The sequence below is a fragment of the Rhodoferax sp. LB1P47 genome, assembly GCF_056521445.1.
This window is the reverse complement of record NZ_JBWMAU010000001.1, coordinates 720644-737295: the sequence shown is the minus strand read 5'-3', so window position 1 is coordinate 737295 and position 16652 is coordinate 720644. Positions and strand designations below refer to the sequence as shown.

Here is a 16652-nt window from a genome sequence, read left to right as displayed (position 1 = left end):
TTGTTCATAACGATTTTTAACCTCCCCCCGATCCCCCGATGCCCATGAACGCACTTCTCTCCGTCTCCGACAAAACCGGTGTTTTGGAACTCGCCCAGTCCCTGCACGCCCTGGGCTTTGGCCTGCTGTCCACCGGCGGCACCGCCAAGCTGCTGGCCGACAACGGCCTGCCCGTCACCGAAGTGGCGGATCACACCGGCTTCCCCGAAATGCTGGATGGCCGCGTCAAAACCCTGCACCCCAAGGTCCACGGCGGCCTGTTGGCGCGCCGCGACTTCCCCGAGCACATGGCGGCTTTGGAGACGCACGACATCGCCACCATCGACCTGCTGGTGGTCAACCTCTACCCGTTTGAAGCCACCGTCGCCAAGCCCGGCTGCACGCTGGAAGACGCTATTGAGAACATCGACATCGGCGGCCCCGCCATGGTGCGCAGCGCCGCCAAGAACTGGAAAGACGTGGCCGTGCTGACCGATGCCAGCCAGTACGCCACCGTGCTGGCCGAGCTGCAAGCCACCGGCAGCGTGAGCCACAAGACCAAGTTCGCCCTGTCTGTGGCCGCGTTCAACCGCATCAGCCAGTACGACGGTGCCATCAGCGACTACCTGTCCAGCATCGTTGAGGACGGCAGCCACGCCCAGTTTCCCGCGCAAACCAATGGCCGCTTCGTCAAGCTGCAAGACCTGCGCTACGGCGAAAACCCACACCAGCAAGCCGCCTTCTACCGCGACCTGCACCCGGCGCCCGGCTCGCTGGTTACCGCCAAGCAGTTGCAAGGCAAAGAACTCAGCTACAACAACATCGCCGATGCCGACGCGGCCTGGGAATGCGTGAAGAGCTTCGACGTGCCCGCGTGTGTGATCGTCAAGCACGCCAACCCCTGCGGCGTGGCCGTGGGTTTGAGCGGCCTGGAGGCTTACAGCAAAGCATTCCAAACCGACCCCACTTCCGCTTTTGGTGGCATTATTGCCCTCAACCGCACGTTGGATAAGGACGCTGCGCTACAAATTTCGAAGCAATTTGTTGAAGTGCTGATGGCCCCCGGCTACACCGCCGAAGCGCTGGAAGTGTTCAAGTCCAAGGTCAACGTGCGGATTCTGGAAATTGCCTTGCCCCCAGGTGGCGCGACCGCCTGGGACAAGGGCCAGAACGCCATGGACATCAAGCGCATTGGCTCCGGTCTGCTGATGCAAACCGCCGACAACCACGAGCTGGTGCTGGCCGACCTGAAGGTCGTCACCACCCTGCAACCCACGCCGCAGCAATTGGAAGACCTGCTGTTCGCCTGGAAGGTCGCCAAGTTCGTCAAGAGCAACGCCATCGTCTTCTGCAAGGACGGCATGACCATGGGCGTGGGCGCAGGCCAGATGAGCCGCCTGGACTCCGCCCGCATCGCCAGCATCAAGGCCGGCCATGCCGGTCTGGCATTGGCCGGCACGGCGGTGGCCAGCGATGCCTTCTTCCCGTTCCGCGACGGCCTGGACGTGGTGGTGGATGCAGGCGCCACCTGCGTCATCCAGCCCGGTGGTTCGATGCGCGACGAAGAAGTGATTGCCGCCGCCAACGAGCGTGGTGTGGCGATGGTGTTGACCGGCGTGCGCCACTTCCGCCACTAAAACGATGTTGCGGGTCGCTGCCAGTCTCGCTTTGCTGCTGGTCAGCGGGTTGGCCGCAGCCCAGGTGGTCAACCCGCAGGAGCTGGCCCAAAAATCCGGTTGCATGGCCTGCCACGGCATGGTTCACAAGCAGATCGGCCCCGGTTTCGCCCAAATTGCTGCGCGCTACCGGAGCGATGCCGATGCCCCGCTGCGACTGGCGGGCAAGATACGCAACGGCAGCGTGGGGGCCTGGGGCCGTGTCATCATGCCCCGGCATCCGCAACTCACGGAAGCCGAAGCACTGGCGCTGGCCCGCTGGGTGCTGTCCCAACCCTAAGCCTTTCATCCCCGGAGACTCCCCATGCCCGATCTCATCATCATCGCCCGCGCCCAGGCCAAGCCCGGTTTTGAAGCCGCCTTGGTCGCCGCACAAACTGCCCTGGTCGCGCTGTCGCTCCAGCAGCCCGGTTGCATTGCCTACGAGCTGCACGAAGACCTCACCCAGCCCGGCAAGGTGCTGTTTTATGAACGCTGGGCCGACCGCAACGCTTGGGAAAACCATATCGCCGGTGCCCACAGCGCCGCCTTCCGCGCACAGGCAGGCGAATGGATTGGCGACTTCGAAATTTTGCAGATGCGGCAAGTGGCGTGAACCCGCCTGCGGGGCCGCATTTCTAAGCGAAAAATGCCCTTGGCCCTTATTTATTCGGCGTAGGCTGCTACGTTTTTGGGAGTGAATGGATAAAAAAAAGACCGCCCAGTGCGGTCTTTTTTTGAGGGGGGCTATATCAGCGCCAGTGGCCGTAGCCGCGCTGGTAGCCGAAGTTCAATTCCACACCAATTGGCACCGGTGCCCGGTAGTAGGGCTCCGCCTGCACGACCACCGGGGCGGCCACGGTGTAGGCCGGTTCGGGTTGGTAGTAGTCGCCCGAGATGACCTGCTGCTGCACGGGCGCACGCACGGGAGGCATGGTGCTGTAGCCCAAGGGGCTGACTTGTAGCGCAATGCTTGCACCGGGATCAACGGCCAGGGTGGTGGTGTACTGCCTGCCCGCGTATTCATAGACCACGGTGTAGCCTGCGTTGCGGGTCTCGAAAAAGGTTTGGGTGCTGCAATTTTGGACGGTTTGCAGCTGGGTTTGGCCGGGGCCTTCGATGTTGTTGCCCAGAATCGCGCCGCCCAAAACGCCCAGCATGGTGGCGGCTGCGCGGCCACTGCCGCCGCCAATCGCGTTGCCCATCGCGCCACCGGCAATGCCGCCCATCAGTGCACCTGCCCCGGAACGCGGCGACTCCACCGCCACCTGCTGCTGGCTGCACACCTGGCGCGGCACGCTGACCTGCTGGAGGATGGGGGTGGATGAAATCACCCGCCCAGTTTCCTGGGCGGTGGCCAAGCCCGACACCAGGGTCAGGGCGCTGAGGATGAGAATCTTTTGCATGGTGTGGATTAAACGCCTGCCAGCCCCCGGCGGTTACAGGCTTTACCGCGCATTTTCAATTTACCCGCCCATTTTTAAGCATTAAATTGGCCTCTGGCGCATATTGAATATGCGCTTGCAGCTATGCTTTTGATAGTTCTTTGAAAACTGCGCGCGCTGCCGCTATGGTGGCGGCAATGTCGTCAGCCGTGTGCGCGGCGCTGACAAACCCGGCCTCGTACAGCGCCGGGGCGATGTACACGCCCCGGTCCAGCAGGCCGTGGAACAGGTGGTTGAAGCGCGGGCTGCTGGTCTTCATTACCTGGGGGTAATTAACCGGCAGGGTGTCGAGCAAGAAGAAGCCAAACATGCCGCCCTCACAGTCGCTGCTGAAGGCCACGCCTTCGGTATCGGCGGCCGCTTGCAGGCCGCTGACCAGCGACCGGGTGGTGGCCGACAGGGCTTCAAAAAAGCCGGGTTTGCGGATTTCGCGCAGCGTGGCCAGCCCGCAGGCGGTGGCCACCGGGTTACCCGACAGCGTGCCCGCCTGGTACACCGTGCCCAACGGGGCCAGGTGTTCCATCACCGCACGCGAGCCGCCAAAGGCCGCCAGCGGCATGCCGCCGCCAATCACCTTGCCCAGCACCGTCATATCGGGGGCAAAGCCGGGGATGGATTTGGCGTAGACGCTTTGGGCGCTGCCCAGGGCGACGCGGAAGCCGGTCATCACTTCGTCGAACACCAGCAGCGCGCCGTACTGGGTGCAGAGTTCGCGGCAGCGTTGCATGAAGGGCAGAGAAGCGCGCACAAAGTTCATGTTGCCCGCGATAGGTTCGATCATCAGGCAGGCAATGTCTTTGCCGTGCAGGGCAAAGGCTTCTTCGAGCTGGGCGATGTGGTTGTATTCCAGCACCAGGGTGTGCTGCACCACTTCGGGCGGTACACCGGCGCTGGTGGCACTGCCGAATGTGGCCAGGCCAGACCCGGCTTTGACCAGCAGCGCATCGGCGTGGCCGTGGTAGCAGCCTTCAAATTTGACGATTTTGTTGCGGCCCGTGGCACCACGCGCCAGGCGGATGGTGCTCATGGCGGCTTCGGTGCCGGAGCTGACCAGGCGCAGCATCTCCATGGATGGCACCAGCGACAAAATTTCTTCGGCCAGCTCAACCTCTCGTTCGGTGGGGGCACCGAACGAGAAGCCTTCGAGCAGGGCTTTTTGTACCGCTTCGACCACCGCAGGGTGGCCGTGGCCCAGGATCATCGGGCCCCAGGAGCCGATGTAGTCGGTATAGCGTTGGCCGTTGGCATCCCAAAAGTAGGCACCCTGGGCGCGTTGCACAAAGCGCGGCGTGCCGCCCACGGCCTTGAAGGCGCGGACGGGGGAGTTCACACCGCCGGGGATGACCTTGGTGGCGCGGTCGAATAGTTGTTGGTTCAGATCAGTGTCGGGTTTCATTCGGGGCTTCCAAAGCGGCAATGGCGCGCAGGGTTTCTTCGTCCAGGGGGGCATCGGGGTCGGAGCCGTCATCGGGGGCATCGTCATCTTCCGGCTGGGCCCAAAACATGCGGTCGGGCAGGATGTGGCCCATGCCGGGGCGAAAGCCGCCGTCCAGGCAGCGGTCCAGGTAGCTCATGGCCTCATTGGTGGCTTCGGCCAAGTCGCTGCCGCTGGCCAGCAGGGCAGCCAGTGCGGCCGACAGGGTTTCGCCCGCGCCAGTGAATATGGCTTCAAACAGCTCGAATTTTTCGCTCACCAGCACGGCCTGCGGGCTGGTCAAGACGTTTTCCACGTGCTGGTCGGGCAGGGGGATGCCGGTGACCAAGGTGTAGGGCACGCCCATGGCGGCGGCGGCCTTGGCGATGTCGCGCGGGCTGGGGTTGCGCTCGCCGTCCCAGTCGGGCAGCAGCCAGCGGCGCAGTGTGCTGTGGTTGCCCACCAATACGGTGGTTTGCGGCAACATCAGTTCGCGGAAGGCATCCAGGTAGTCTTCGATCTTGTCTTCGTCCCACCACGACAGGTTTGGCATGTAGGCCACCACCGGCACGTCGGCGTAATCAGAGGTGATTTCGGCAATCGCGCTGACGTTTTCTGGGCTACCCACAAAGCCGACCTTGAAGACCTGCACGGCAATGTCTTCCAGCACGGCGCGGGCCTGTTCGGTGACGGCTTCTTCGTCGAAGCAGAAGTGTTCAAAGATTTCGCCAGTGTCGCGGGCGTAGGCCCCGGTGACCACAGGCAAGGCATGGCCGCCGACCGAAGCGATGGCGGTGGTGTCGGCGGCCAGGCCGCCCGCGCCGCTGGGGTCGCTGGCGTTAAATACCATGACGCAGGCTGGGCCTTCAAGGTCTTCTTCGGCCTCTTCAGGCTCATGCGTGGTCTCGATCAAATCGTCTTCGGCCGGTGTTTTGGGGGGGGTGGGTGCGTTCATAGGCCTAAATTGACTTGGGTCACGTGCAAAATGGCGAAGGTAATAATTTGCATCTATACAATCTGTTTCATTCTATTCCGAAGGCTTTTTACGCTGTGACTGACTTTAAAACTTGGATGTGCTTGATTTGCGGTTGGATTTACGATGAGGCTACAGGTTCGCCTGAGAGTGGCATCGCCGCCGGAACCGCATGGGCATTGGTGCCCATGAACTGGACGTGCCCCGAGTGCGGTGCGCGTAAAGAAGACTTCGAGATGGTCCAACTTTGATGCGCGGCAACCGTCTGCGTAGTTCCCTTCCCTACCGGAGAAGTGCCACGTGAGTACGCAAGCCGCAACTTTTAAAGTCCTTGTGGTCGATGACAGCAATACGATCCGTCGCAGTGCTGAAATTTTTCTGAAGCAAGGCGGGCATGAGGTGCTGTTGGCGGAGGATGGTTTTGATGCTCTGTCCAAAATCAATGACCATCTGCCACAGCTGATTTTCTGTGACATTTTGATGCCCAAGCTGGACGGATACCAGACTTGCGCCATCATCAAACGCAATCCCAAATTTGCGGCCATCCCTGTGGTCATGCTGTCTTCCAAAGACGGCGTTTTTGACAAGGCCCGTGGCCGCATGGTGGGTTCGCAAGATTATTTAACCAAGCCGTTTACCAAAGACCAGTTGCTCCAAGCGGTGCAACAGTTTGGTGCCGCCGCGCAAGGAACTACCTAATGGCTATCCACAATGTGCTGATCGTTGACGACTCCAAGACCGAGTTGATGTATCTCACCGATCTGCTGGAGAAAATGGGCATGTCGGTGCGCACAGCTGAAAACGCCGAGGAGGCGTTGCGCCGCCTGGCCGAGCAAAAGCCCGATTTGATCTTGATGGACGTGGTGATGCCAGGCCAAAACGGCTTCCAGTTGACCCGGGCCATCAACCGTACCCCTGAGTACGCCGACGTGCCCATCATCATGTGCACCAGCAAGAACCAAGAGACCGACCGGGTTTGGGGCATGCGCCAGGGGGCCCGTGACTACATCACGAAACCGGTGAATGCGGCCGAGCTGAAGGCCAAGATCAGCGCTTTAAAGTAAGGCAGCCTTACCCATGGCGAACCGCGAAGCGCTCCGAGAACTACAAACCCGATTGGCCTCCCGCCTGCAAGCGGCGCGCAGCGAAGGCCTGTCGATCCGCTGGCTGGCAGCCCATGTGGGAGAGACGCGTTATTTGTTTCCACTGGCCCAGTGTGGCGAGATTTTTCCCTGGACTCCGGTGCAGCCTGCGGCCTATACCCAGGCTTGGTTTCTGGGCGTGGCGAACTTGCGCGGTGGTTTGTGCGGCGTGGTGGATCTGGTGCAATTCATGGACCCCGATGCCGTTCTTGCGCCGGTTGCACGTACCGATGCGGCATTGTCTGAATGCAGTTTGCTGTCATTCAATACGGTGCTGGAGCTCAATTGCGCGCTGTTGGTGGACCAACTCAGTGGGCTGCGCGGCTTGGATTCTTTTACGGCGTCTGCCGCTCCGGCCGATGGCGCACCCGCATATTTTGGCCGCGTACATACCGATGCGGCTGGTTTTTCATGGCAGGAAATCAACCTGCTGAGCTTGTCCCAACTCCCCTCTTTTCTGAGCATCAGTGCTTAGTGTCCCTCCAGAAAGCTGTTCCATGCCTGCTGTTGACGATAAGACAATTCCCCATTCTGTGGCCGATGACTCTGCGGATGCAGATACGGTGGCGGAATATCCCCAGGAGACCCTGCCTGGTGAATTGATGCACTCTAGTCCCGACTTTGGCGAGAGTCGCTTCGTCAGTGGGCGCACCTCTGATCCCTTGGATGAATCGGTCACGCTGCCATTGCTGGGCAAGCGCCACATCACCGCCCACCAGCGGATTTTGGGCGGGGCGCTGGTTGCGTCCTTGGTGGTCTTTGCGGTGGCGGGTGGATATGCGTTCTGGCGCTCTAGCACCGTTGCACAGCAACTGGGTGGCGTGGGTACGGCTTTGATGCAGTCACAGCGGCTGGCGAAGTCTGTTTCGCAAGCCTTGGTGGGCAGTGCTGCGGCCTTCCCTGATGTGGCAGAAAGCTCAGCATCGCTGGCGACAGAGGCCCATAGTTTTGAATTGGGTGGCGATGGTGATGTGGCGGTGGATGCCGGCTTGCAGCCGGATGTAGCCGCCATTAAACCTTTGGTTGAGCGCGCCACCAAAAATGCGGCGACTGTGATGGGTCAGCAAAAAATTCTGACTCAGGTGGGAAGCGCGCTGCGCACCATCAACCGTCAGTCGTCAGATTTGCTGGAAATTGCGGAAACCGTGTCCTCGTTTAAATTGCAGCAGGCTGCCAGCCCCGCCGAGATTGCGGCCGCTGGCCAGCTGGTGATGTTGACCCAGCGCATTGGCAAGTCTGCCAATGAGTTTCAGACGATGGATGGGGTGAGTCCTGAGGCGGTGTTCCTGCTGGGTAAAGACTTGAATTCGTTCAAAGAAATTACCCAGGGCCTGTTGGACGGAAGCAGTGAGCTGCGGTTGGGTGCGGCCAAAGATGCCGCCACCCGTGAACAGCTCAACGCCTTGCTCAAACTGTATGAAGAAACAAGGCTCCAGGCCGGTGCAATCTTGGGTAATTTGCAGGGGCTGGTTTCAGCCCGGGAAGCCCAGGTTTCCATTGGCTCAGATAGCGAGCCACTGCGCCGTATGCTGGAAGACTTGCAGGCCAAGTTGTCTGACCGTACCGGACTGGGCGCTTTCGTTGCGGTGCTGCTGCTGGCCTCGATACTGCTGGCGCTGGCCAGTGCGGCGGGCTTGGTGCGCTTGCAGCTGCAGCAAAGCCGGCAGCGGCAGCTCCAGGCGGAGCGCCAGCGGGTCGATGCTGAATTGTCCCAACAAGATGCCAAGCGCGTGAATGATGCCAACCAGGCCGCCATTTTGCGATTGATGAACGAGTTGCAGGCCGTAGCCGAGGGCGATTTGACCCAAGAGGCCACTGTGACCGAGGACATCACCGGTGCGATTGCCGACTCGGTGAACTACACCGTAGAAGAACTCCGCGCCCTGGTGGGCAGCGTGCAAAAAACGGCCACCCAAGTGGCCCAAACGACGGCCCAGGTGGATAGCACTTCGACCGAACTGTTGGCGGCATCGACCGAACAATTGCGCGAAATTCGCGAAACCGGCCGTTCGGTGCTGGACATGGCTTCGCGCATCAATGAAGTGTCTACCCAGGCGCAAGAGTCGGCCACGGTGGCGCGCCAGTCGCTGCAAGCTGCCGATTCGGGCCTGGAGGCCGTGCAGAACGCCATCGGCGGTATGAATGCCATCCGCGACCAGATCCAGGAAACCTCCAAGCGCATCAAGCGCCTGGGTGAGTCTTCGCAAGAGATTGGTGAAATCACCGAGCTGATTTCCGACATTACCGAGCAAACCAACGTGCTGGCGCTGAATGCCGCCATCCAGGCCGCATCAGCGGGTGAGGCTGGACGCGGTTTCTCGGTGGTGGCTGAAGAAGTGCAGCGGCTGGCCGAGCGCTCCGCCGATGCAACTCGCCAGATTGCCGCACTGGTGAAGGCGATCCAGACCGACACCCAAGATGCCGTTGCCGCTATGGAGCGTTCGACCCAGGGTGTGGTTGCCGGAGCTGCACTGTCAGACAGTGCAGGTACCGCCTTGACCGAGATCGACCATGTGTCGCGCCGTCTGGCCGACCTGATCGAGCAAATTTCGCAGGCCACTTCACGCGAGGCCGAAAAAGCCAACGTGGTGGCCGACAACATCCAGCATATTTTTGCGGTGACCGAGCAAACCGGAGAAGGCACCCGCACCACCGCAACCCAGGTGCGTGAGTTGTCGCAGATGGCCGAAGAATTGCGCCTGTCGGTGGCACGGTTCAAAATTAAATAAGCCCCATGCTGCCGTCGCCATCTGCTGCCCTAGACACCATGTCCACTACTGCGTGCGTTGCCATTGATGAGCTTGAGCATGACCTTGGTCCCCTGGCCTGGGTACTCGACGAGCTGCGTAAAACGCTGGACGTGGCGGTTAAATCCCTGAAGCGCTACGTGCGCGAGGCCGATGCATCGCAGGCCGCAGGTTTTGCCATACCCGATACCAGCCATCTGCGTACCGCGCTTCAGCAACTGCACCTGACGGTGGGTGCGCTGGAGATGGTGGACATGGTGCCGTCATCGCTACTGCTGCGCGCTATGGAGTCGGCGGTTGCCAAGTGGTGTGACAACCCGAGCCTGTGTAGCGACGAAACCGTCGGCAAGATCGAACGGGCCAGTTTTGCCGTGGTGGATTATCTGGAGGCGGTGTTGGCCAGCAAGCCGGTGTCTTCGGTGGGACTATTTCCGCAGTACCGCGAAGTCCAGGCGTTGGCTGGAGTGGCCCATGTGCATCCGGCCGACCTGTGGCCGGTAGAGCCGCATTGGCGGGATATTGTCTTGGCCGAACCCGTGCTTCCTCTGGCCTATGCGCCGGGGTTGCGGGCGCGCCTGGACCGTTGCGTGCTGAAGGTGGTCAAAACCGGGGACCCGATGGCGGCCAAGGCACTGGTCAACCTCTGTCTGGGTTTGGCCCAGCACCAGCAGCAGCAACCCGAACAGGTTTTTTGGCGTATTGCAGCTGCTTATTTTGAAGCCTTGTCGCTCGGGCTTTTTACGCCCGATGTGTACTCCAAGCGCATTGCCTCGCGGTTGTTGAGGCAGTACGCCGCGCTAGCCAGGGGCGAAGCCAGCATCACACCTCGGCTGGTCCAGGATATGCTTTTTTTCTGTGCCCAGGCTGTGCCGGAAAAAACCGCCGATGCACCTACGCTGGCCGCTGTGCGTCAGGCATACGGCTTGCAGCGGCACGCGCCGATTGACTACGAAATGCGGCCGTTTGGCCGATTTGACCCTGCCTTGCTGGCCCAGGCGCGCAAGCGGTTGGCCGCAGCAGCCGAGACCTGGTCGGCTTTGGCGGGGGGAGATACCCACCGCTTCAAGCCGGCACTGGACCAGTTTGCGATGGTGGGCGAGTCGCTGACCAAGCTGCATGCCGGCAGTGTGGTGCTGGCGCAAGCTCTGACCCAGGCGGTGGAGTCCACCGTGCGTTCCAAGGCCCCACCTTCCGCCGCACTGGGCATGGAAGTGGCGACCTCGGTGCTGTACTTGGAAGCCGCATTTGAAGAGCTGGACCAGGCCGATGCCGAATTGGCCGAACGCGCCACGCTGCTCGCCGACCGTTTGACCGCTGTGGGGCAGGGCCTGCGCCCTGAGCCGCTGGCCCCGTGGATGGAAGAGCTCTACCACCGCGTCAGTGATAGACAAACCATGGGCAGCGTGGTCGATGAGCTGCGCAGCACCCTGGCCGAGGTGGAGCAGTCGCTGGACCAATTTTTCCGTACCCCACGCGAGAAAGTGCCATTGGCCAAGGTAGGCCACCAAATGACGCAAATGCGGGGTGTGCTGTCGGTGTTGGGTCTCGACCAGGCGTCCTATGCCGTGATGCGCATGCGCGAAACGGTGGATGGCTACATGTCCGATGCCGAGGTGGATGCGTCCGCCCAGGCATCCAGCTTCGACAAGCTGGGCAATAGTCTGGGGGCCTTGGGGTTCTTGATTGACATGCTGGGTTACCAGCGCGCGTTGGCCAAGAAGCTGTTCTCCTACGACGAAGAGGCAGGCGAATTCAAACTGGCGATGGGCCGCAGCACCGTTTCAGCCGCAGATTCTGTACAAGCGCCGTACCAGGATGCAATGGACGAACGCTCCCAGGCGGTGGGTCTGGTGGCCGAGGTGCCGGAACCCCTGCCCGTGTTGGATGCCGGACCGTGGACCCACGTGGATCTGGATTTGGCTTTGGCTTCTGCGCCCGTACCACTGGAAATGCTTGCGCCCGAGCCTGTAGATGCCTTGGAGCCGGTGTCGGTGATGTCTGCAACCGAAGAAGTGGAGCCAGAATTTACCCTGACCGCCGATTCGCCAGACTCTGGGCACGATGCCGAAGTGGGCACTGCACCCGCATCCGTAGTCCATGCTGAGCCGGTCGAGGAAGACGCGGAGCTACAGGATATTTTTCTGGAAGAAGCCCGCGAAGTGGTCCAAAACGGTTTGGCCGCCGTGCAGACGCTGTTCACTGAGCCCGGCGCTGTGGCACCGCAAAGTGCGCTGCGCCGCGCTTTCCATACCCTCAAGGGTAGTGCCCGGATGGTGGGTTTTACCGAGTTTGGTGAAGCCAGTTGGGCGATGGAGCAAATGGTCAACGGCTGGCTGGCCGAGCAAACCCCCGCCGACCCCGACTTGCTGCAAGTTGCCCGCGATGCCCTGAATGCCTTTGGCCTGTGGGTCGAGGATATCGCCGTCGGTGCTGCGGACCACTGGAGTGCCCAGCCCTTCCGCGCCTCTGCCGATGCACGCCGCTTAGAGCTGCGTACCGTGCCCCTGGTGGTGCCCCAAGCCTCTGCGGACATCTTGGTGCCCGAACCGTCCGATGCACCTGAACCTGCATGGGCTGCCGAACCAGAGCTGGCGCTAGAGGCCGCTGTGGATGCCGGAGTGGCTGATGAGACCCCCGCCGCTGCTGAAGCACCTGTGCTGGACGAGGGACCCGAGCCGGTGTCTGAGCCCGAAGTGGCGGAAGTGGCAGAGGACGTGCTTGAACCCGCGCTAGCCGTGGATGCGGCAGAAGAAATTGTTTCTGATTTGGCCCCGTTGGCGATGTCCCCGCTGGACGAGGCCACCAAAGTGATTGGCCCCCTGCGGATTGGCATTCCGCTCTACAACGTTTACCTGAACGAGGCCGACGAATGGTCGCGCCGTTTGCTGACCGAGATCAACGAATGGGCGCTGGAATTGCACCAGCCCCTGCCGGACTCCACAGTTGCATTGGCACACTCGCTGGCAGGAAGTTCGGCCACCGTGGGTTTCCAGGCACTGTCGCAAATGGCCCGTGCGCTGGAGTCGGCGCTGGAGCACGTGCAACTGCTGAACCAGGGCACGGTGGCGTATGCCCAGATATTTACCGATGCGGCGGAAGATATCCGCCGACTGCTGCACCAGTTTGCGGCCGGATTCTTGAAAGAACCCAACGCCAGCGTGCTACAGGCATTGCGCGACTTGCTCGATGATTCTGCGAGCCCTGTGTCCCTGGCCGCTCCTCTGGAACAGCCTGAGCCGCAAGAGCCTGTGGACGCAGAGGCGGAGGCGGATGATCTGGCCGACCTGGCTTTGCTGGATGTGGCCGAGGAACTTCCCGTGGCAGTGGCAGTGGTCGAACCCGAGCCTGAACCCGTTGTGGCGGCCGTGCCGGAAGACGTGCCGAGCTTTGTTTTGTCTGCCCCGTCCTCGCCTTCCGACTTCGATGACGAGATCGACCTGGTGGATGTGATCGATACCGATCTGTTCCCCATTTTTGAAGAAGAAGCCACTGAGCTGTTGCCGCAATTGGGCGGAGCCTTGCGCCAGTGGTGGGCCCGTCCCGACAACCTGGGTGCCCGCAGCGAGGTGCTGCGCGCCCTGCATACGCTGAAAGGCAGCGCCCGTTTGGCGGGAGCCCTGCGCTTGGGCGAGCTGGCCCATCGGCTGGAAACCGAGATTGAATACCTGGGCTCCGAGCCTTTGCACGCCGCACAGATCGAGCCCCTGTTGTCGCACTTTGACGCGCTGCAAGCCAATATGGACGGCTTGCACCAGGACTCTTTGCTGACCCAAAACATGGCTGTGGCGGCCGCCGTGGATCTGCCATTGCCTGCCAAGCCCCAAGCGAAAGCCGAGGCATCCAGTGCCATTGCGCTGCCCCAGGGCGTGCGGGTGGCAGCGCCTGCGCAACCGGTTTTGGCGGCTCCCCGCTTGATGGCCCACCAGTCGGTGCGCGTGCGCTCCCAACTGCTGGACCGGCTGGTCAACCAGGCGGGTGAGGTCATCATCACCCGGACCCGGTTAGAGGCACGGCTTACCCAGCTGCGGGGTGCGCTGGTCGATCTGACAGGTAACCTGGACCGCATGCGTGGCCATTTGCGTGATATTGAAGTCCAGGCCGAATCGCAAATGCAATCGCGGCTGGCGCTGAGCAAAGACACGGCGCTGGGTTTCGATCCGCTGGAATTCGACCGCTTTACCCGGGTCCAAGAGCTGACCCGCATGATGGCCGAATCGGTCAACGACGTGGGCACGGTGCAGCGCAATTTGCAACGCACGATTGAAGGCACCGAGGATGACCTGGTCATCCAGGCCCGCCAGGCCCGTGAATTGCAGCGCGATCTGTTGCGCACCCGCATGGTCGAGTTTGAAGGTATTGCCGAGCGCCTCTATGCGGTGGTCCGCCAGGCCTCCAAAGACACCGGCAAACAGATCAAGCTGGACATCACCGGTGGCTCCATCGAGATGGACCGGGGTGTACTGGACCGCATGGCCCCGGCGTTTGAGCATTTGCTGCGCAACGCCGTGGCCCACGGTATCGAACTGCCTGACGTACGCACGGCGGCGGGCAAAGCCGCCATCGGCAACATCTTGGTCGAGCTGCACCATGAAGGCAACGACATTTCGGTGCGCTTTGCCGACGATGGCGCAGGCCTGGATATCGCCCGTATCCAACAGAAAGCACTGGCCCAGGGCCTGGTGCAAGAACACGAAGTGCTGGACCCGGCGGCCGTGGCCGAGATGATTTTTCTGCCCGGTTTTTCGACCGCAGCGCAGGTCACCGAGCTGGCCGGTCGCGGTATCGGCATGGATGTGGTGCGTTCCGAAGTGCAGGCCCTGGGTGGCCGTATCGAAACCAGTACCACGGCCGGGCAGGGCACACAGTTCCGGCTGGTGCTGCCGCTGACCACCGCCGTGACGCAGGTGGTGATGCTGCGCATGGGCAGCTTGTCGATTGGCGTGCCGGCCAACGTGATTGAAGTCGTGCGCCGCGTGCCACAGGCCGAGCTGGCGCAGGCGTATGCCAACCAGGTGGTCGATGTCGCGGGCGAGTCGGTGCCGTTTTACTGGTCGGGGGCGCTGCTACAGGTGTCGCAGCACAGTGTGGAGCCGCCTAGCAAAAACAGCGCGGTAGTGGTGTTCCGCAGCGCCGCACAACGGCTGGCACTGCACGTGGACGAGGTGCTGGGTAACCAGGAAGTGGTGGTCAAAAACCTCGGCCCCCAGCTGTCGCGCTTACCAGGTTTGTCGGGCATGTCGGTGCTGGCCTCTGGTGCCGTGGTGCTGATTTACAACCCGGTGGCCTTGTCATCGGTGTACGGTGCGCAAGCCCGGTTGTTGCAAGAAGGCACGGGCGTAGGCGCTGGTGCCGCGCTGCTGCCGGCACCGCAGCACACCCCTTTGGTGCTGGTGGTGGACGATTCCATCACCGTGCGCCGCGTCACCCAGCGTCTGTTGCAGCGCGAAGGTTACCGCGTGGCGTTGGCCAACGACGGCTTGCAAGCGCTGGAGCGGCTGCGCGATGAAGTGCCCGCGCTGGTCTTGTCGGACATCGAAATGCCGCGCATGGACGGCTTCGACCTAACCCGCAACATCCGCGCCGATGCCGTGCTGAAAGACCTGCCGATCATCATGATCACCTCGCGCATGGCCGAGAAGCACCGCGAACATGCGCGTGCGCTGGGCGTGAACCACTACCTAGGCAAGCCGTATCCGGAAGAAGAGTTGCTCAGTTTGGTGCGCCGTTACACTACTAAAACTGAGGATGTTTTAGGTCTTTAGCGCAATAGCTACATGCACGAGTAGCTATCAATTAGATAGTATTCGTGTTACGGTAAGACATGTGGCTTTTTGACCACCGCGTAGCGCAACAGGGTGCGGGCGCGGGCCTCGTCATGCGCCACGATGGGCAGCGGGTACGTTTTGCCCAGCACCACCTCTGCCGCCTGCAATTCCATCGGCTTGGCCAGCCAGGGCGCATGGATAGCGGCGTTGGGCAGCTTGGCCAGCTGCGGCAGGTAGCGGCGGATAAATTTGCCCTCGGGGTCGAACTTTTCGCTCTGGCTGGTGGGGTTGAAGATGCGAAAGTAGGGCTGCGCATCACACCCGCTGGAGCTGGCCCACTGCCAGCCGCCGTTGTTGGCGGACAGGTCAAAGTCGTTCAGGTGCGTGGCAAAGTAGGCCTCGCCCCAGCGCCAGTCCAGCCCCAGGTCTTTCACCAAAAAGCTCGCCACCACCATGCGCAGGCGGTTGTGCATGTAGCCGGTCTGGTTGATCTGGGCCATGGCGGCATCTACCAGGGGGTAGCCGGTGCGGCCCTCGCACCAAGCGGCAAACAGGGCCTTGGCGGCCTTGCCGTGCTCCCAGGCGATGTTGTCGTATTCGGGCTTGAACGCTGCCGTTGCCGCGTGCGGGAAGTTGCTGAGAATCTGCGCATAAAAATCCCGCCATACCAGCTCGCTGAGCCACACGCTGGCGCCCTGGTTGCCTTCCAGGTGCAGCGGGTGGGCCGCTGCCGCCATCTGCCGGATCGACACCGTGCCAAAGCGCAGGTGCACGCCCAGGTAGCTGGGGCCTTTGATGCCGGGGAAGTCACGGGTGGCGTGGTACTGGTCCATGCGCTCGAAGAATTCCTCGAACAACTGCTGGCCGCCACTTTGCCCGGTGGGCAGTTTCAGCTGGGTCAGGTTGGTGGGCTCGAAACCGAGCGCCTGCAAACTTGGCACGGGCTGCGGATGCGGGCGTGGTGCCAGCCGCACGGCGTACTTTGCTACCGTGTACGACTTCAGATAAAAGTCGTCTACTTTTTTGAGCCAGGCATTTTTGTAGGGTGTGAACACGCCATACGGTCGGCCCTGCTGGGTCAGCAGCTCCTTGCGCTCAAAAATCACGTGGTCCTTAAAAGTGTGCAGCGCAATGCCCAGGTGCGCCAGCGCGCCCAGCACCACGGCATCGCGGGCCAAGGCTTGCGGCTCGTCGTCGTGGTTGGCAAATACGGCCTGGGCGTGCAGCGCTTTGGCCAGCGCAGGAATCGCCTCGCGGGCCACCGCGTGCAGGGTGATCAAACCCGTGCTGGGCTGCAGGGCGCGCAGGGCGGTATCCAGCTCGGAGACGGATGCCTGGATGAACTCCACCCGGCGGTCGGCGTGGGGCAGGCTGTCCAAAATGTCCTTGTCGAACACAAACACGCAGTGCACCTGCTGGCAAGATTTAAGCGCATGGAAAAGAGCCGCATGGTCAAAGCTGCGCAGGTCGCGGCGGAACCAGACGAGGCCGGTGGCGAATGTGTCAGAACGGGGGGGGGCTTGCATTCCACG

The 16652-nt window shown here is 61.8% G+C and carries 13 protein-coding genes; 9 read left to right on the top strand and 4 right to left on the bottom strand.

Annotation, left to right across the window (positions count from 1 at the left end; genetic code table 11):
* Positions 1-38: 38 nt before the first annotated feature.
* From purH to AC0969_RS03455, 3 genes are read left to right on the top strand one after another with little or no spacing between them, the layout of a single operon-like run.
* Positions 39-1616 carry a bifunctional phosphoribosylaminoimidazolecarboxamide formyltransferase/IMP cyclohydrolase gene (gene purH, locus AC0969_RS03465; RefSeq protein ID WP_479622726.1) on the top strand — a complete coding sequence of 526 codons (1578 nt, stop codon included), beginning with the start codon at positions 39-41 and terminating at the stop codon, positions 1614-1616.
* A gap of 4 nt (positions 1617-1620) precedes the next feature.
* Complete coding sequence (locus tag AC0969_RS03460; protein ID WP_479622725.1) at positions 1621-1935, top strand: c-type cytochrome; 315 nt, start codon at positions 1621-1623, stop codon at positions 1933-1935.
* Positions 1936-1959: 24 nt separating this feature from the next.
* Positions 1960-2250 carry a putative quinol monooxygenase gene (locus tag AC0969_RS03455; RefSeq protein WP_479622724.1) on the top strand — a complete coding sequence of 97 codons (291 nt, stop codon included), beginning with the start codon at positions 1960-1962 and terminating at the stop codon, positions 2248-2250.
* 136 nt (positions 2251-2386) lie between these two features.
* Here the strand turns inward: AC0969_RS03455 and AC0969_RS03450 are convergent, their stop codons facing one another.
* The 3 genes from AC0969_RS03450 to thiD all read right to left on the bottom strand — a co-directional run bounded on the left by AC0969_RS03450 (position 2387) and on the right by thiD (position 5448).
* Positions 2387-3040: a glycine zipper 2TM domain-containing protein gene (locus tag AC0969_RS03450; protein ID WP_479622723.1), complete on the bottom strand. Its 654-nt coding sequence runs from the start codon at positions 3038-3040 to the stop codon at positions 2387-2389.
* A gap of 121 nt (positions 3041-3161) precedes the next feature.
* Complete coding sequence (gene hemL / locus AC0969_RS03445; protein WP_479622722.1) at positions 3162-4475, bottom strand: glutamate-1-semialdehyde 2,1-aminomutase; 1314 nt, start codon at positions 4473-4475, stop codon at positions 3162-3164.
* A complete protein-coding gene (gene thiD / locus AC0969_RS03440; RefSeq protein WP_479622721.1) occupies positions 4459-5448 on the bottom strand; it encodes a bifunctional hydroxymethylpyrimidine kinase/phosphomethylpyrimidine kinase in 990 nt (329 codons plus the stop codon). Before thiD ends, hemL begins: the two co-directional genes overlap by 17 nt.
* Positions 5449-5543: 95 nt before the next feature.
* Between thiD and AC0969_RS03435 the strand changes: the two genes are divergently transcribed.
* Genes AC0969_RS03435 through AC0969_RS03410 form a run of 6 tightly spaced genes read left to right on the top strand, consistent with a single transcriptional unit; the run spans position 5544 to position 15117 of the window.
* Entirely contained in the window at positions 5544-5717 is a 174-nt protein-coding gene (locus tag AC0969_RS03435; RefSeq protein WP_479622832.1) for a rubredoxin, read from the top strand.
* 49 nt (positions 5718-5766) lie between these two features.
* Positions 5767-6165 (top strand): response regulator, encoded by a 399-nt coding sequence (locus AC0969_RS03430; RefSeq protein ID WP_479622720.1) that lies wholly within the window; start codon positions 5767-5769, stop codon positions 6163-6165.
* Positions 6165-6530: a response regulator gene (locus tag AC0969_RS03425; RefSeq protein ID WP_479622719.1), complete on the top strand. Its 366-nt coding sequence runs from the start codon at positions 6165-6167 to the stop codon at positions 6528-6530. The genes AC0969_RS03430 and AC0969_RS03425 overlap by 1 nt, the downstream gene beginning before the upstream one ends.
* Positions 6531-6543: 13 nt before the next feature.
* Positions 6544-7083: a chemotaxis protein CheW gene (locus AC0969_RS03420; protein WP_479622718.1), complete on the top strand. Its 540-nt coding sequence runs from the start codon at positions 6544-6546 to the stop codon at positions 7081-7083.
* Between the two features lie 22 nt (positions 7084-7105).
* Entirely contained in the window at positions 7106-9337 is a 2232-nt protein-coding gene (locus tag AC0969_RS03415) for a methyl-accepting chemotaxis protein (RefSeq protein ID WP_479622717.1), read from the top strand.
* Between the two features lie 38 nt (positions 9338-9375).
* Complete coding sequence (locus AC0969_RS03410; protein ID WP_479622716.1) at positions 9376-15117, top strand: hybrid sensor histidine kinase/response regulator; 5742 nt, start codon at positions 9376-9378, stop codon at positions 15115-15117.
* Between the two features lie 47 nt (positions 15118-15164).
* On the opposite strand, the gene AC0969_RS03405 is transcribed toward AC0969_RS03410, so the two are convergent.
* Entirely contained in the window at positions 15165-16646 is a 1482-nt protein-coding gene (locus AC0969_RS03405; RefSeq protein ID WP_479622715.1) for a cryptochrome/photolyase family protein, read from the bottom strand.
* Between the last annotated feature and the right edge of the window lie 6 nt (positions 16647-16652).

Coding starts and splice junctions, on each gene's coding strand:
- AC0969_RS03410 (WP_479622716.1), top strand. CDS start 9,376: ATGTCCACTACTGCGTGCGTTGCCATTGATGAGCTTGAGCATGACCTT.
- purH (WP_479622726.1), top strand. CDS start 39: ATGCCCATGAACGCACTTCTCTCCGTCTCCGACAAAACCGGTGTTTTG.
- thiD (WP_479622721.1), bottom strand. CDS start 5,448: ATGAACGCACCCACCCCCCCCAAAACACCGGCCGAAGACGATTTGATC.
- AC0969_RS03405 (WP_479622715.1), bottom strand. CDS start 16,646: ATGCAAGCCCCCCCCCGTTCTGACACATTCGCCACCGGCCTCGTCTGG.
- AC0969_RS03420 (WP_479622718.1), top strand. CDS start 6,544: ATGGCGAACCGCGAAGCGCTCCGAGAACTACAAACCCGATTGGCCTCC.
- AC0969_RS03425 (WP_479622719.1), top strand. CDS start 6,165: ATGGCTATCCACAATGTGCTGATCGTTGACGACTCCAAGACCGAGTTG.
- AC0969_RS03450 (WP_479622723.1), bottom strand. CDS start 3,040: ATGCAAAAGATTCTCATCCTCAGCGCCCTGACCCTGGTGTCGGGCTTG.
- AC0969_RS03460 (WP_479622725.1), top strand. CDS start 1,621: ATGTTGCGGGTCGCTGCCAGTCTCGCTTTGCTGCTGGTCAGCGGGTTG.
- hemL (WP_479622722.1), bottom strand. CDS start 4,475: ATGAAACCCGACACTGATCTGAACCAACAACTATTCGACCGCGCCACC.
- AC0969_RS03455 (WP_479622724.1), top strand. CDS start 1,960: ATGCCCGATCTCATCATCATCGCCCGCGCCCAGGCCAAGCCCGGTTTT.
- AC0969_RS03415 (WP_479622717.1), top strand. CDS start 7,106: ATGCCTGCTGTTGACGATAAGACAATTCCCCATTCTGTGGCCGATGAC.